Here is a 15,519-nt window from a genome sequence, read left to right on the forward strand (position 1 = left end):
TTAATGGCAATAGATTATAAAGGTGAACACCTTTTCCCGGGGCATTTAGGTCAGATTTTCGTTGTACTTTCTTTTGGGGCGGCCCTGTTGTCGTTAATAAGCTACTACTACGCCACTACGGATAAAACAGGTAATGATAAATCGTGGCACAAACTTGCCCGCGTCGCTTTTTTTATCAACTCGGTATCCATTATCGGTGTAGGTACTTGTCTTTTCTACATTCTGTATAATCACTATTTCGAATATCACTACGCCTGGAACTATACGTCGCGCTCGTTGCCTGTTTACTATTTGGTATCCGGTTTCTGGAACGGCCAGGAAGGCGGCTTCCTGCTCTGGACGTTTTGGCAGGCGGTATTGGGTAATATCCTGATATGGAAAGCAAGATCGTGGGAGCGCCCGGTAATGACCGTTATTGCACTTTCGCAGGTCATACTTGCTACCATGATATTGGGGATTGACATTTTCGGGCAGCGCATAGGCAGTTCACCGTTTTTACTGTTGCGGAATGCCATGGAGGCGCCTATCTTCCAAAGCCCCGATTATCTTTCCTTTATTAAGGACGGGCAGGGGATGAACCCTTCCCTCCAGAATTACTGGATGGTGATTCACCCGCCAACGCTTTTTCTTGGTCTGGCGTCTATGGTTGTGCCGTTTGCTTATGCAATAGCAGGGCTTTGGCAGCGAAAATATAAAGAATGGATTACCCAGGCTATCCCTTATGCGCTGTTTGCGGGTATGGTACTGGGTACAGGTATTATCATGGGATCGTTTTGGGCGTACGAATCATTGAACTTTGGTGGGTTCTGGGCTTGGGACCCTATTGAGAACGCTTCAGTTTTTCCATGGCTCACTTTGGTAGGCGCGCTGCACGTGATGATCGTATACAAAAATACAGGGCACTCCTACATCATGGCTACCTTCCTGGTGCTTATTAGTTTTGTGCTGGTTTGGTATTCATCGTTCCTTGCCCGCAGCGGAATACTGGGCGATACTTCTGTACATGCCTTTACCGATCTTGGCATGTTCTGGCACCTGGTTACTGGTATTCTCGTTTTTCTTTTCCTGGCAGTTTACCTGCCGGTAATAAGATGGAAGGAACTGCCGCGTTCAACTAAAGACGAAGATACTTACTCGCGCGAATTCTGGATGTTCGTCGGCTCGGTTTTCCTGGCTCTTTCGTGTTTGCAGTTGGTTGTGGTTACCTCGGTACCTGTTTGGAACGCCATATTCGGCACCAAAATAGCACCCCCTTCAAACCAGGTAGCGCTATACAATGTTTTCCAGTCGGCTTTTGCGATCCTGGTTACCATACTTGCCGGTTTTACACAGTTCCTGAAATATAAAAAGACGGATCGCGCTAAGTTCCTGGCGCAAGCCATCACATACCTTATCGTTGCTGTTTTGGTAACGGTGATCGTGGTTTATTTCACCGGGATATATCGGTTGAAAGTCGTGTTCATATTGCTGATGCTCGGCTCCGTCTATTCTGTTTTTGTAAACGGGAAAGTACTGGTGGATGCTTTCAAAGGCAAATTCAAACTGGCCGGGTCGGCTGTCGCGCATATCGGTTTTGGTTTGCTGATGGTTGGCGCGCTGATAGCTGCCGGAACGAGCAAGGTAATATCTGAGAACACAACAGGGGAGCAATTCAGCCCTGATTTTGCCAAAGAAAGCAATCCTAAAGAAAATATTATAGTTTACCGTAATGAACCCGTAAAGATGGGGCCATACCGGGTAAGTTACGTGGGCGATTCCGTATCGGCCCCCGACCACTTCTTCAAAATATTATACCAGCGCCTTGATGCTGCGGGCAACGTTAAGGAAGAATTTATGCTAAAGCCCAAAGCGCAGGTAAACAAGCAAATGGGTGGCTTTGCCGCATCGCCTGACACCAAGCATTATTTTTTCCACGATCTGTATACACACATCACCATGTTTAACGCCCTTACTCCCGAAGAAAACTCGCAGGGTGACGAAAAGCATGGTGAAGACGATGACAAAAATTATGACCCGCCCATGCCGCACCAGGTAAGGGTAGGCGATACCATACACTATCGCGACGGCTATATCGTGTTCAAAGGATTGGGCCTGGATAATAAAGTGGCCAATTTGCAGCTTGGAAAGAACGAGGCAGCCATTGGCGCCGACCTGGAAGTGGTATCTCGCGGCAAAACTTACACAGCACGGCCGCTGTATGTGATGAAAAGCAACGGGGTATTCGGTTTTCCAAAAAAGATAGACGATTTAGGCTTAAAACTTGCCCTCACTAAAATTACGCCTGCTACCAAACAGGCCGAGATAACGGTTTACCAGCAACCTGAAGGCAAAAAGAAATTTATTGTAATGCGGGCTATAGAGTTTCCGTATATCAATTTCTTCTGGTCGGGTACCATCATTATGGTCATCGGTTTCCTGATGTCTATATTCAGGAGAAACAAGGAGTTGAAGACGGATTAAATTCGGCTTATATTTACAAAATTACATCCGCTGTCTGTATCCCCACAGACAACTACTTAAATATGCGCATCACCATCATCGGTTCGGGCAATGTGGCCACACATCTTGGGGCGGCTTTTAAAAATGCCGGGCACCATATCGTCCAGGTGTATAGCAGGGATATACAAAACGCCTCAATACTTGCTTATCATATCAGAGCCGAAGCAATTAACGAACTGGCAGAAATTAACCCAGATACTGATCTGTTCATTATATCAGTAAAGGATGACGCAATAGGTGGGCTGGCCAAAGAACTTGGTAAATACGGCAAACTGATCGCGCATACATCCGGAGCTACTTCATTGGACGAGTTGTCGCAATTCACAACAAAAGCTGGAGTATTTTATCCATTGCAAACTTTTAGCAAAACCAAAGAAGTAAATTTCAATACGGTTCCGCTTTGTATTGAAGGCACCGATGAACAAACTACCCGGTTATTGGAGGAGTTGGCGCTATCTATTTCCCAAAATGTTTACCGGGTTGATTCGGAAAAACGGAAAATATTGCACCTGGCGGCGGTATTTGCCTGTAATTTCCCCAATTACCTGTATTATGCTGCCGGCTCCATTCTTGACAAGCATGGCCTTGATTTCAATATGCTGCGACCGCTGATACTTGAAACGGCAGAAAAAATGATGGACCATTTGCCCCAAAACGTACAGACGGGTCCAGCAGTGCGCAACGATGAAAAAACGATGGCCGGGCATATGAAATTATTGGGTAATAGTGCTGATTTGCAGCAGGTATATGCGCTGTTAAGTCAGTTGATTATCAAAATGGATAAATAGCGTAACCCTGCACAGGTAATTTTGTTACTTTTGCCCCAATGAACATCTATAAAGTTAAGATCAGCTTTGAGGAGAAGGGACACGAACCGGTTGAGTTACCCATTGCCGAAGGTGAATCTGTGCTGGACGTTTGCCTCGAGAACGGCATCGAACTTCAGCATAATTGCGGTGGGGTATGCGGTTGCAGCACCTGCCATATTTACGTGAACAAGGGGATGGATAACATCCAGGAAATATCGGATAAAGAAGAGGATTTTATAGACCGTGCTGTCAATCCCCGTATTAATTCGAGGCTTGGTTGCCAGTGTGTGGTGATCGATGGGGATATTGAGGTTACTTTGCCCGATCAGTCGAATTTCCTGGGTCATTAAAAAGAATTTTACGTATAACGTACGACAAAAATGAACGACAATAAATTTGCCCTGCCCATACACTGGAACGATTACGAGGATATTGCCATGGAGCTTTATGAAAAGTTCGGCGACGATTTCGACGAATCGAAGATATACCGCATTCGTTTCACCGATCTTTTGGAATGGGTACTAAGTCTGCCTAACTTTGCCGGCACCCGCGAGCAATCGAATGAAGGCCACCTGGAGCAGATACAGTCGGCTTGGGTATACGAGTGGCGGGACAATCAATAGTTTTAGTTGAAATGTTGTAAGGTTGGGAAGTTGTAAGTTTTACGATGACCAATACCAGATTACAAGCAAAATCGGTGTAATCATCTAAACCAATCAGTGTAATCGTAATATAATCAGTGGAATCGTTTCTAAATAAATTAAAAGATATTTCAACCTTCATTTTTGATGTGGACGGGGTGCTGACCGATGGTTCTGTTTATGTTACAGACAGTGGTGAACAATTCAGGCAGTTTAACATTAAAGACGGATATGCGATACAGCTTGCGGTAAAAACGGGCTATAATGTCTGCGCCATATCAGGAAGCCGGTCCAAGATATCTATTCACCGTTTAAACAGTCTTGGTGTAAAGGATGTTTATGTAGGTGCGCATACCAAATCAGACAATTTCAGGCTGTACCTGGAAGAGAAGCATGTGTTGCCGGCCAGTGTACTATTTATGGGTGATGATATACCCGACCTGGAAGTAATGAAATTGGCGGGCCTTGCCGTTTGCCCTGCGGATGCCGCCGAAGAAATAAAAGCCATAAGCCAGTATATATCGCCGCTGCCCGGTGGCAGGGGCGCTGTACGCGATGTTATCGAGAAGGTGCTGAAGGTGCAGGGCAAGTGGATGAGCGAACAGGCGTATAGCTGGTGATTTGATTTACGATTTTAGATTTACGAATAACGATTTGAATACTGTTCCCAAAATTATTCTCGCATCCAAGTCTCCGCGCCGCCAGGAGCTTTTGCGCCTTATGGATATCGATTTTCGCATTGTACTGAAAGATGTCGATGAATCGTACCCTGAAAACCTGACTCCTGAAGAGACAGCGGTTTATATTGCCGAAAAGAAAGCAAAAGCGTTTGATGAGTCGGTAGAAGATGAGGTTGTTCTTACCGCCGATACCATAGTTAACGTAGGCGGGCAGATATTGGGCAAACCGGAAACCGTTGAACAGGCCGCCGAAATGCTGCGGACGCTCTCAGGAAAAGTCCACAAGGTTGTCACCGGTGTTTGCCTGTTATACAGGCATAAATACAATTTATTTCATGATGTGTCTGAAGTTTTCTTTCGTAAACTGACGGATGAGGAGATCAATTTCTACGTTAATAAGTATCAGCCGCTTGATAAGGCCGGGGCCTACGGTATACAGGAATGGATAGGGCTTATAGGCATTGAACGTATAAACGGTTCGTATACCAATGTTGTTGGCTTGCCTACAGAAAAATTATATCAGCAGCTGAAAAGGCTGGGTTAACAGAAATATAATTTTTCTAAATTTACGTCATAACCCCTTATGACACAATGGAAGAGCCAGAAGTCCCAACCGAACATTTACACGAACATATTCACGAAGCTGCGCACCAGGGCCATGATAGATGGTCGATGCGGGTGGCTATTTCAACCGCGTTTATGGCCGCTTTTGCAGCTGTAAGCAGCCTGATGGCGGGGCACCAATCCAACGAGGCATTGATCACACAGGTAAAGGCTTCCGATCAATGGTCGTACTACAATGCAAAAGGTATCAAAGCCGAAGTGGCCGACGCGGTATTGCAATTAAAAGAAACCAATAAATCTGATGCCTCCGAAGCAGCGGCAGCAGCAAGGAAAGAAAAGTTAAAGAAGGACCAGGAAAAGATACAGGAAGAGGCCCGGAAGTTGGAAGCAGAGTCGGAAGAGCACCTGAACAAAGACATGCTGCTTGCTCGGGCCGTTACCTTTTTCCAGATAGCGATATCCATTTCGGCAATGTCGCTACTGTCAAAGAAAAAGCCGTTATGGTATGTCAGCCTCGTCCTGTTTGCTCTTGGTATACTGCAATTCGTAATAGGGTTATATCCTGATCTATTTGGCTTGTTAAAGAATTTATAACAGGTTATTTGAATATAAAGCCGTTGTTACCCCTGTTTATGTCGGGCAGCGTAGCATCCGGGTCCACAATTACGCTTTTAACCTCGCCTGTTGTAGGAACCATAAAGGTCACCATGTTATTTTGCAGCCACGCCTCAACCGGTATCTTTACACGCTGCTTTGTACCGTCCTTTAATTTTACTTCAACGGTAAATGGCATGGCCATTTGCTCAAGGTTGGCAACAGTAACACTAAGGCCCTGCTTCGGGTCGTTGTTTACATATCCGGCGCTTAGCAGTTCCAGATCCAGCTTAAGATTATTGTAGAACCAGCCTTTCCAGAACCAGGAAAGGTCTTCGCCGGCGCCATTATCCATCGACCGGAAAAAATCATCAGGTTGAGGATGTTTAAACGCCCATTTGTTGATGTAGTTCCTGAAGGCATAATCAAACCTGTCTGGTCCCAGTATCTGCTCGCGCAGCAACACCAGCCCAAACGCGGTTTTGTAATAGGTAATGGGGTGACGGTATTTTTCCGGCACAGCATCGGCAGCGGTCATGATAGTGGGCGCATCAGGATCGAGTATGGTTGGAATAATCTCATCAGCAGGATTACCACCGCCCGGGGCGTATTCGCTGTCGCGTTTAGGGGCAAATTCACCATTATTGATTACGTCAGATGCATAAACATCAATAAATGTATTAAAACCCTCATCCATCCATGCGTAGCGACGCTCGTTCGACCCAACTATCATCGGGAACCAATTATGGCCTATCTCGTGCGCTGTTACCCAAAAAAGGTCTTTCCCCTTGTCTGTGATACCATCAAACACAATACCGGGGTATTCCATACCACCGGCGACACCGGCCTCATTAATAGCTACAGGGTAAGGGTATACGAACCATTTTTCAGAAAAATACTCTATCGATTTTTTTAAATATTCTGTAGCCCTGTTCCAGGCGCTGTCGCCAACACTTTCCACCGGGTAAACAGACATGGCAAGCGATTTTTTTCCGCCGGACAAATTAACCCGTGCCGCATCCCACACATAAGCCTTTGATGCGCCAAAGGCCACATCGCGCGTGTTATTCATCTTGAAATGCCAGGTTAGCATGCCTTTGCGTACAGGTCGTGATGCAGGGTCGTTCACCTCTTTAACATCACGTATCATAATGGTTTTATCGCTATTGCGGGCTGCCGCAAGGCGATCTATTTGTTTTTGGGTCAATACCTCTTTTGGGTTTAATAACTCGCCAGAACCGGCCACGATCATATCCCATGGAACCGTCACCTCGTAATCGATATCGCCGTACTCGCAATAAAACTCCCCACTTCCCAGGAAAGGCAATGTATCCCAGCCCTCATTATCGTCATACACACACATTCGCGGGAACCATTGTGCAATCTCGTATATCTTGCCGTTTTTAGTGTCGTTGTAGTCGGTGCGATTGCCGAATACGCCCGGTATAGTGTAGTGGTACGTAATGCGCAGTCGTATCACGCCGCCGTTTGGTTTAACGGCATTAGGCAGCCGCACCTGCATGCGAGTATCCGTAATAATGAAGTCAACTTTTTTTACCACATCCCCGCGATCGATAGCAACCGATTCTATCTCATAGCCACTGGTATGCTGGGTGGGCGCAGCATCGGTATAATAATTCGACCGCGCGTCTTTTTTGTAAGTATTCTGATCCAGTTGCAGCCATAAATATTGTAATGCATCAGGGCTATTGTTCAGGTAGTCAATAGTTTCCGTAGCGGAAAGCGTTTTAGTATTTGTGTCGATGGCGGCCTTTATCTGGTAATTCACCCTGTTCTGCCAGTATTTAATACCAGGCTCACCGTTAGCTGCGTGCTGATCGTTGCCGCGTTCGGGATAGAACATCGGGGCAAAAAGGTCGGCGGGCTGGTAATTGGATATGATAGTATCCGCAGTTACCGGCCGGTTTTTCCGTTGCGCCTGTACAAAAAATGCTGTCAGAATGATAAGGCAGGTGAGTATAGATCGTAATTTCATAAAGGTGCCGCAATAAGGGTCGCAATATACAAAGGATAGCTATATTTTGTATTTGATTTGATAATGGGGCTAAGGTTTAATTACGTTATAGTTATAATCCGTTTTTTTAATATTTTTTTTATGGAATTGATAAGCGATTTGCATCTGTTAATAAAAAGACCGTATGAAATCTATCAAACAAATCACAATTCCAAATCCATGCAGTCAGTCGTGGCAGCAAATGACAGCCGTTGAACAGGGACGCCATTGTGAAAACTGTTGTAAAACCGTAGTAGACTTTAGCGGAATGACCAACAATGAGGTCATCAGGCAACTTTCCAATGTCAGTAATATATGTGGTCGGTTTGAACAACATCAATTGGCCAATATCAATAATACACCTTGTGCGGATAATTTACCTGGCGCAAGCTGGTGGAAGCGCGCCCTTGTTTGTTTAACTCTGGCGGGAACAATTTCTGCCTGCAAAGTCAGTGATCTTGTCAAACAAGGCACTGAAGCTAAGACCGATATTTACAAAAATGATCGAAAACCTACGACCGGCGACAATTCAAAAGACATTAATGCTGTCATGAAAAATAAATCTAAAATCATGATAAAAGGAAACGTAACCGCTAAAGAGGATGGACTGCCGCTACCCGGCGCCGTGGTTAAACTAACAGGTACCACTATCATGGCTGAAGCGAATGTTAACGGCGATTTCAAAATAACCGTACCTGCAGAAAATGCTAAACTTGCAATATCGTTCGTTGGGTATGAAACAAAAGAAATTTTAGTAAAGGAAAATGATAATCCATCATACAAAATAGCCTTGAGTAGCAACTCAGTAAGCATGGGCGAAGTTGTGATTGTCAAAACAAGGAGTTCGCGCCCTAAAAATGTGTGGATCAGGGTAAGGGGAATACTGGGAAGCTATTCTGTTTTGGCACCGGACATAAAAGATTATATCTCTTCCAATTGGTAGACAAGTCATCTTTACTCACTAACTCATCATTCGTGCTAAAACACCTTCTTTCAACGAATAAGTGCACAACGCCACGTGGTTAATGTCAAGCTTTTGTACAACGTAGCGGGTAATCAGCGATGCAACCACGATCATGTCAACTCTTACCGGTACGATTAACAGATTGGCCTCGCGTTCGGCGTGAGATGACAATATAAGCCCACCGGTAATTGCAAATAACTCATCATAGTCAAACTCGTAGCTTTTGATCTTTTTAAGATCAAATTCCTCATTTCTTTTAAAGGCTGCCAGTTCAGCGAATGTTTCAAATGCACCGGACGAACCTATAAGATTATTGATTTTAAAACTTTTTACCGCTTCGAACAGGCTAGTCAGTTCATCTTCCAGATAATGATATAAGGCTTCAATTGCTGCCGGCGGGATGGGGTCGTTATGATGAAATTTTTCCAAAAGCCTTGCGGCGCCGATCTCAAAACTTTGTTTCCAGATCAGCTTTCTGTTATTACAGACGATAAACTCAACACTTCCTCCGCCGATATCCATTACCAGGGAGGAGTGATCGTCCGACAAAAGGCCCGACGCCCTTACACCTTCATAAATGAATGTGGCTTCACGCTCGCCGTCCACCACCTCTATTTCTATGCCTGTTTCCTTTTTCACTTCGTCAACAAAATCTTTTCCATTTGAAGCGTTTCTTAAGGCGGATGTAGCTATAGCGCTAATCTTTTGAACATTATGTTCGTTTATTTGCCGCTTAAAATCTTTCATCGTGTCCATGCCCCGTCCGAACGCCGCAGGAAGGATAATCCCTTTATTGATACCACCTTCTCCCAGTTTTACGGCTATATGTTTGTGCACGATCTCTTTAAAATCCTCAATACTGCCTTCAGCTATCAATAAATGAAAAGTGTTTGTGCCGAGGTCCATTACGGCGAAGCGCTTGTCCATGCCTCTAAAATAAATAATCCCTCGAATTGTTTAGGGTCAGAGGGATTATTGGAAAATTATTGTGACTGAGATTACTCCTTATAAAAGAACCATTTGGCCAACTCCTTAAAGCTGGTTTTTTTGCCATACATCAAAATACCAACCCGATATATCCTTGCAGCTACATAAGTACAAAAGATAAAGGCCACTACCATTAATCCCATTGACAATCCCAACTGCCAGGGTGGAACGACGAACGGGATACGCACCATCATGGCCACCGGAGCTGTAAACGGTATAATAGATAGCCAAACTGCCAATGTGCTGTCAGGCGCCTGGAACAAATACGATACTGATAGAATATATGTGAACAACAAAGGCAACGTTATTGGAAACATAAATTGCTGTGTTTCAGTTTCGCTGTCAACTGCCGAGCCTACCGCTGCAAACAGTGCGCTGTACAACAGGAAGCCCGTTAGCCAGTAAAAGCCGAAGCAAGCCAGTTCATAACCGGCGCTTGAAGCCATGGTTTGGACGAATTTAAAGGTAGAGCTTTGCGATGCCCCGTTCTGACCTAATAGCTTGCCAACCAGGTAAGATAAGACGATCCACAAGGCAAATTGCGTGAGCCCAACCAGCCCAACGCCAATAATTTTACCCGCCATTAGCTGGAACGGCTTTACCGAAGAAACAATTACTTCGATAATGCGGCTTGTTTTCTCTTCAATAACGCCACGCATAACCTGTGCGCCGTAAATAAACAACGACATGTAAATAAGAATGGCCCCGGCAAAAGCCAGCGCGTAGGCCGACCCGATATTGGCATTTTTATCACCTTCAGCGGTCATTTCGCGCGTTTTTAGCACTATGTTACTTTTAACGCTATGGAGCCGCGCGGTATCTATACCCATTTTTACAAGGCTTTCGTTCGACGCGATATTATTCATTTGTTGCTGAATTTCATCCGAAAGCGCAAGTGTGTTCTTTTTTCGGGCAAACAATTCCGCAGTATCGTTTTTCCCTTCGGGGATCATCAGGACAATGTCGTCGTCATTAAGCGAGGCCTTTACGGAGTCAAGCGGCTTATTGGTATTTTGGAATTTTAAAGTTTTTGTACTTGTAAATTTATCCTGGAACTGGTGACTGTTATCAATAACGTTGACGATATGAATCGTCTGGTTTTTGTTGTTAGCCAGGTAGGAAATGGTTGCAAACATGCCGCCAAATAATGAAGGAACCAGCAAAGTCATGACTATGAATGCCCTTTTCCTTACACGGGTGGTATATTCACGCTGGATGATCAAAAAAATCTTATTCATGGTCAGGCTGATTTTTGGTTGACTTTTTCAATAAATATTTCGTTCATGCTCGGTATTACTTCTTTCAGCATATTAATATGCACTTTGGGTAACAGGTAGTGTAATACGTCGTTTGAACTTTTACCTTCGTTAAGTTTAACACGAATGGTAAAACTGTTATCTTCTCCGGCAAGTTCATCTAATACATCATAAGGCTGCTTGCTATCCTTGTCAACGCGGTTGCCAATATATTCCACCAGGTAGGTGTCATTCCGGTAAGCATCCTTGATGGCCTTGATCCTGCCATCAAGTATTTTATGTGAAAGGTTTATCAGCGCTATAGCGTCGCAAAGTTCCTCAACCGATTCCATGCGGTGGGTGGAAAATAGGATAGTAGCCCCCTTACGGTTCAGTTCCAGGATCTCATCCTTGATCAGCTCGGCATTTACCGGGTCGAAACCACTGAAAGGTTCATCTAATATGATCAGGTCAGGCTCGTGCAGCACCGTAGCTACAAATTGCGCCTTTTGCTGCATACCTTTTGATAGTTCTTCAATCTTCTTTTTCCACCAGGTTTCCATACCTAGTTTTTCAAACCATAATTTCAGCCGGCGGGTAGCTTCGTCCCTGCTCAAACCTTTCAGCCTCGCCAGGTAGATCATTTGCTCGCCTATCTCCATTTTTTTGTACAGGCCGCGTTCCTCGGGTAGATAACCGATGCGGTTGATATGCGATTGGTTAAGCTTTTCGCCGTTGAAATATACCTCGCCTGAATCGGGAGCTGTGATTTGGTTAATAATGCGTATGAGTGAAGTTTTGCCGGCGCCGTTCGGACCTAAAAGTCCGAATATCTGCCCGTTTTCTACTTCCAAACTCACATCGCTTAATGCCTTATGACCGGCATACTGCTTTTCGATGTGTCGAATACTAAGCATATTGTTGTGGATCAGTTTTGGTAATAAGATAGCACAATGGCCTATTTGTTACGATAAAGGTATCAATTATTGCCGGGTGGTATTGATGTTGAAGGTAGCTTATTCAACTTAGTTCTTATAATTTCTATCGATTCCTTCTGTCTTGAGACTATCACATACAAACATCCTTTATAAACCATGGTGTGCGGATAACCGTATTGTCCGCCTTTCCATAAACCGGCTTTTTTTAATTTGTATGGTTCATCGGCTATAATATAGTTCTTGTCGAACAATTCGCCGTTGTTTGATAGTGATAAAACGAGCGGTGTACGATCGTAGTGATGCAGGGTATCGGGAATACCAACATAGTAAAAGCGTTTGTCGGGCAGGCGGCCAAAATGAAACTTGCTGTCATTATCAGAAAATGCTGTTTCAACCGGGTGCGACCATTTTTTGCCATTGTCGCTGCTTTCGGTTAGCCACAGTCGGCCTTTCCACCCTTTTCCCGTAACTCTTAGCAGCATGTGAAGGACACTGTCATCGGTTTGGAAAAACGATCCCTCGCATAATGGGGGTAAGCCAAGTTTTGCAGCCGGGGCATAAAAGGTAGCGGAATTATCCTGCGAGTAAAGCGAGTCGGGGTAAAAGCAGCTCATCTTCCAGCCAGATAATCCGGACGCGTCATCAGTATAAGGGAAAGTAAAATTACCACTGATGATGAGCCTGCCGCTCTTTGTCATTTCGGGCCCATGATTTGGAATAAGCGGAACATGCATATCTATAGCAGTACTCCAATGCATGCCATCGATGCTGGTTTTTGCCCAAAGGTGAGTGTTGGTACGGTGTTTTGTATATTCTCCGTAATAAGCCACCAATCTGCCACCGTGCTGGTATAATCCCGCAGCCGTAAGTACGGTCAACGTATCATGGTCAAGGCGTGGTGACGCCAAAACAGCAGGAGCCGACCAATGGATACAATCCGTGGAGACCGAAAAAATCACGCGCTGACCCGGCGAGTCTTCATCTATCAGGCCGTTTGACCAAAGTGCAATAAACTTATTTTTGAAATGAATAATTGACGGGTGATGATTGTAAAGCCAGCTTTTACCCGGAGAGTAGATCATACTCCGCCCGATCTTTAAATGAGGCACGCCGGCTTCGGTCCGGTAATTATTCCGGATAGGTGAATGGTTTTGGCCGTTTGCGCTGTGGCAGGTAATAAATAAGAGTGTGATATATATCGGGAGCTTGATTTTTTTCATTACGGGTTATTACTTTGATATTCGATAGATGGCGCTTAAAAGTAATAATTTGATACCTTAGATGTTATGATGAGAAGTCTTATTATCCTTTTTTGCTTTGGCATAACAGCAATAAATGGTGCTTATGCGCAAAAAAACACGTCTAAACCAGTCAATATCATATTCGATAGTGACATGGGTCCCGATTATGACGATGCAGGCGCCATAACCATCCTGCATGCGCTGGCCGATAAGGGTGACTGCAAAATACTTGCTACCATAGCCAGTACAAAATACGAAAGAGTTGCAGGGGTGTTCAGTGTGTTCAACACTTATTTCAACAGGCCGGGCATACCGGTCGGCGTACCTAAGGGCGATGCCCTTGAATTGCGCGACTGGCAGCATTGGACAGATACACTGTTGGCCAAATATCCGCATAAACTCAAAAGTAATACAGATGCCTGGGACGCAGTAGAACTTTACCGGAAGGTACTGGCAGCGCAGCCCGATAAAAGTGTAACGGTTGTAACGGTAGGCTTTCTTACCAATCTATCCAACCTGCTTAATTCAAACCCCGATAGCTATTCAAACCTGGATGGTAAAGCATTGGTCGGCAAAAAAGTAAAACTATTGGTTTGCATGGCCGGGAAATTTCCATCAGGATTTGAATTTAATGCGATGAAGGATGCCAAGGCGTCTCAAAATGTTTATCAAAACTGGCCGACCAAAGTCATATTAAGTGGTTTCGAGATAGGAGCGAAGATACATGCAGGAATTCCCCTGATAAACAATTCGGCTATTCAAAACGATCCAGTTAAAGACGTATTCAGAATATCGATACCTAAGGCCAAAGAGGACTCTGCAGGGCGGATGAGCTGGGACGAAACAGCAGCTTTAGTGGCAGTACGGGGATATTCCCAATACTACACGCTGCACTCCGGAAGGATGAAAGTAGCTGATGATGGAAGCGATGTGTGGGACGATAATGGCAAGGGACAGGCATACCTGGTAGAAAAGGTGGATTACAAAGAAGTACAAAAACTGATCAACGATCTGATACAGCATCAGCCTGTTGGGAGCAAAAAGCGCAAAGACTAAAGCTGAAAGCTGATATGTCATAACTAAAAAAGCCCAAAATCTAATCGATATTGGGCTTTAGTTTTATGCTGTTACCTTTAAGGTCTACTCAAAATATTCCTTCATCCGCTCAAAAAACGATTTCTCATTCTTTCCGGGACTTGGTTTGAAGTTGGGCGAATCCTGTAGTTTTTCCAGTGTTTCGCGTTCCTCACGGCTCAGCGCTTTGGGTGTCCAGATGTTAACGTGCACCAGTTGGTCGCCGCGATGATAGGAGTTTACTTCAGGCACACCTTTCGATTTCAGTCTTAATATTTTACCACCCTGTGTTCCGGGATCTATCTTGATCTTTGCTTTACCGTCAATTGTTGGTACCTCAACGCTGGTGCCCAATGCAGCGTCAACAAAGCTGATGTGCAAGTCGTATATGATATTATTGCCGTCGCGCTTTAAAGTTTCGTGCGGTATTTCCTCTATCAGGATGATCAGGTCGCCCGGTACACCGCCGCGGGGTGCCGCGTTACCTTTGCCGCTCATACTCAGCTGCATACCCTCGCTTACGCCGGCAGGTATGTTTATGCTGATAGTCTCCTCGTCGCGAACTACACCATCGCCATGGCAAACTGTGCATTTTGCGGTGATAACTGTTCCTTCGCCGTTACAGGTAGGGCAGGTGCTGGTGGTTTGCATCTGGCCGAGTATGGTATTGGTCACTCTGCGTACAGCACCCTGGCCGCCGCAGGTTTTACAGGTTTGAACCGACGAACGGTCTTTGGCGCCTGTGCCATCGCAGGTTTTACAGGCTACCTGCTTGTTTACTTTTATTTTCTTTTCGGTGCCGTTGGCTATTTCTTCCAGCGTCAAACGTACTTTAATTCGCAGGTTGCTGCCGCGCTGCACCCTTCGGCCACCACCGCTTTGACGACCACCACCAAAGAACCCGTCGAACGGACTGCCGCCTCCGAATATATCGCCAAACTGGCTGAATATGTCTTCCATATTCATACCGCCCCCGCCAAAGCCACCACCATTGGCCGAGTGCGCGTTGGCCGCGTGACCAAACTGGTCGTAGCGCTGTTTTTTCTCAGGGTTGCTCAGCACTTCGTATGCTTCGGCGGCTTCTTTGAAGTTCTCTTCAGCCTGCTTATCCCCTGGATTTTTATCCGGGTGATATTTGATAGCCATCTTGCGGTAGGCTTTCTTTATCTCATCGGCATCGGCACCTCTCGGAACGCCTAAAACATCATAATAATCTCTTTTAGCCATGTATATTTTCCAATTGTTGTATTATTGATTTACTGAACACAATACGGAATCA

General features: G+C 45.1%; 15 protein-coding genes. 9 read left to right on the plus strand and 6 right to left on the minus strand.

Annotated elements, in window-relative coordinates; translation table 11 throughout:
* The first annotated feature begins 3 nt into the window (after positions 1-3).
* The 7 genes from ccsA to FRZ54_RS15900 all read left to right on the plus strand — a co-directional run bounded on the left by ccsA (position 4) and on the right by FRZ54_RS15900 (position 5,787).
* Positions 4-2,460, plus strand: a complete 2,457-nt coding sequence (gene ccsA / locus FRZ54_RS15870) for a cytochrome c biogenesis protein CcsA (RefSeq protein ID WP_147032562.1) — start codon at positions 4-6, stop codon at positions 2,458-2,460.
* A gap of 62 nt (positions 2,461-2,522) precedes the next feature.
* Positions 2,523-3,287: a Rossmann-like and DUF2520 domain-containing protein gene (locus FRZ54_RS15875; protein WP_147032563.1), complete on the plus strand. Its 765-nt coding sequence runs from the start codon at positions 2,523-2,525 to the stop codon at positions 3,285-3,287.
* A gap of 38 nt (positions 3,288-3,325) precedes the next feature.
* Entirely contained in the window at positions 3,326-3,658 is a 333-nt protein-coding gene (locus FRZ54_RS15880; RefSeq protein ID WP_147032564.1) for a 2Fe-2S iron-sulfur cluster-binding protein, read from the plus strand.
* A 30-nt stretch (positions 3,659-3,688) separates the two neighbouring features.
* The gene (gene iscX / locus FRZ54_RS15885; protein ID WP_147032565.1) at positions 3,689-3,931 is read left to right on the plus strand and encodes a Fe-S cluster assembly protein IscX; all 243 of its coding nucleotides are present in this window, start codon (positions 3,689-3,691) and stop codon (positions 3,929-3,931) included.
* Between the two features lie 116 nt (positions 3,932-4,047).
* Positions 4,048-4,569, plus strand: a complete 522-nt coding sequence (locus tag FRZ54_RS15890) for a KdsC family phosphatase (protein ID WP_147032566.1) — start codon at positions 4,048-4,050, stop codon at positions 4,567-4,569.
* 34 nt (positions 4,570-4,603) lie between these two features.
* Positions 4,604-5,173, plus strand: coding sequence for a Maf family nucleotide pyrophosphatase (locus tag FRZ54_RS15895; protein ID WP_147032567.1), 570 nt, complete (start codon positions 4,604-4,606; stop codon positions 5,171-5,173).
* Positions 5,174-5,220: 47 nt separating this feature from the next.
* Positions 5,221-5,787, plus strand: a complete 567-nt coding sequence (locus tag FRZ54_RS15900) for a DUF4337 domain-containing protein (RefSeq protein ID WP_147032568.1) — start codon at positions 5,221-5,223, stop codon at positions 5,785-5,787.
* Between the two features lie 4 nt (positions 5,788-5,791).
* On the opposite strand, the gene FRZ54_RS15905 is transcribed toward FRZ54_RS15900, so the two are convergent.
* A complete protein-coding gene (locus FRZ54_RS15905; RefSeq protein ID WP_147032569.1) occupies positions 5,792-7,783 on the minus strand; it encodes a M1 family metallopeptidase in 1,992 nt (663 codons plus the stop codon).
* A 163-nt stretch (positions 7,784-7,946) separates the two neighbouring features.
* Here FRZ54_RS15905 and FRZ54_RS15910 point away from each other — a divergent pair, with 163 nt between their 5' ends.
* Entirely contained in the window at positions 7,947-8,744 is a 798-nt protein-coding gene (locus FRZ54_RS15910) for a carboxypeptidase-like regulatory domain-containing protein (RefSeq protein ID WP_147032570.1), read from the plus strand.
* An 18-nt stretch (positions 8,745-8,762) separates the two neighbouring features.
* On the opposite strand, the gene FRZ54_RS15915 is transcribed toward FRZ54_RS15910, so the two are convergent.
* The 4 genes from FRZ54_RS15915 to FRZ54_RS15930 all read right to left on the minus strand — a co-directional run bounded on the left by FRZ54_RS15915 (position 8,763) and on the right by FRZ54_RS15930 (position 13,145).
* Complete coding sequence (locus FRZ54_RS15915) at positions 8,763-9,692, minus strand: Ppx/GppA phosphatase family protein (RefSeq protein WP_147032571.1); 930 nt, start codon at positions 9,690-9,692, stop codon at positions 8,763-8,765.
* Positions 9,693-9,763: 71 nt separating this feature from the next.
* On the minus strand, positions 9,764-10,990 hold the full coding sequence (locus tag FRZ54_RS15920) for an ABC transporter permease (protein WP_147032572.1): 1,227 nt from the start codon (positions 10,988-10,990) through the stop codon (positions 9,764-9,766).
* Positions 10,991-10,992: 2 nt separating this feature from the next.
* Positions 10,993-11,904, minus strand: coding sequence for an ABC transporter ATP-binding protein (locus FRZ54_RS15925; RefSeq protein WP_147032573.1), 912 nt, complete (start codon positions 11,902-11,904; stop codon positions 10,993-10,995).
* A 62-nt stretch (positions 11,905-11,966) separates the two neighbouring features.
* Positions 11,967-13,145: an exo-alpha-sialidase gene (locus tag FRZ54_RS15930; RefSeq protein WP_147032574.1), complete on the minus strand. Its 1,179-nt coding sequence runs from the start codon at positions 13,143-13,145 to the stop codon at positions 11,967-11,969.
* 66 nt (positions 13,146-13,211) lie between these two features.
* On the opposite strand from FRZ54_RS15930, the gene FRZ54_RS15935 reads away from it, so the two are divergent.
* Positions 13,212-14,222: a nucleoside hydrolase gene (locus tag FRZ54_RS15935; RefSeq protein ID WP_147032575.1), complete on the plus strand. Its 1,011-nt coding sequence runs from the start codon at positions 13,212-13,214 to the stop codon at positions 14,220-14,222.
* A gap of 84 nt (positions 14,223-14,306) precedes the next feature.
* Here the strand turns inward: FRZ54_RS15935 and dnaJ are convergent, their stop codons facing one another.
* Positions 14,307-15,467 carry a molecular chaperone DnaJ gene (gene dnaJ, locus FRZ54_RS15940; RefSeq protein WP_147032576.1) on the minus strand — a complete coding sequence of 387 codons (1,161 nt, stop codon included), beginning with the start codon at positions 15,465-15,467 and terminating at the stop codon, positions 14,307-14,309.
* Positions 15,468-15,519: the final 52 nt, after the last annotated feature.

The sequence above is a fragment of the Mucilaginibacter ginsenosidivorans genome, from assembly GCF_007971025.1.
Lineage (GTDB): Bacteria > Bacteroidota > Bacteroidia > Sphingobacteriales > Sphingobacteriaceae > Mucilaginibacter > Mucilaginibacter ginsenosidivorans.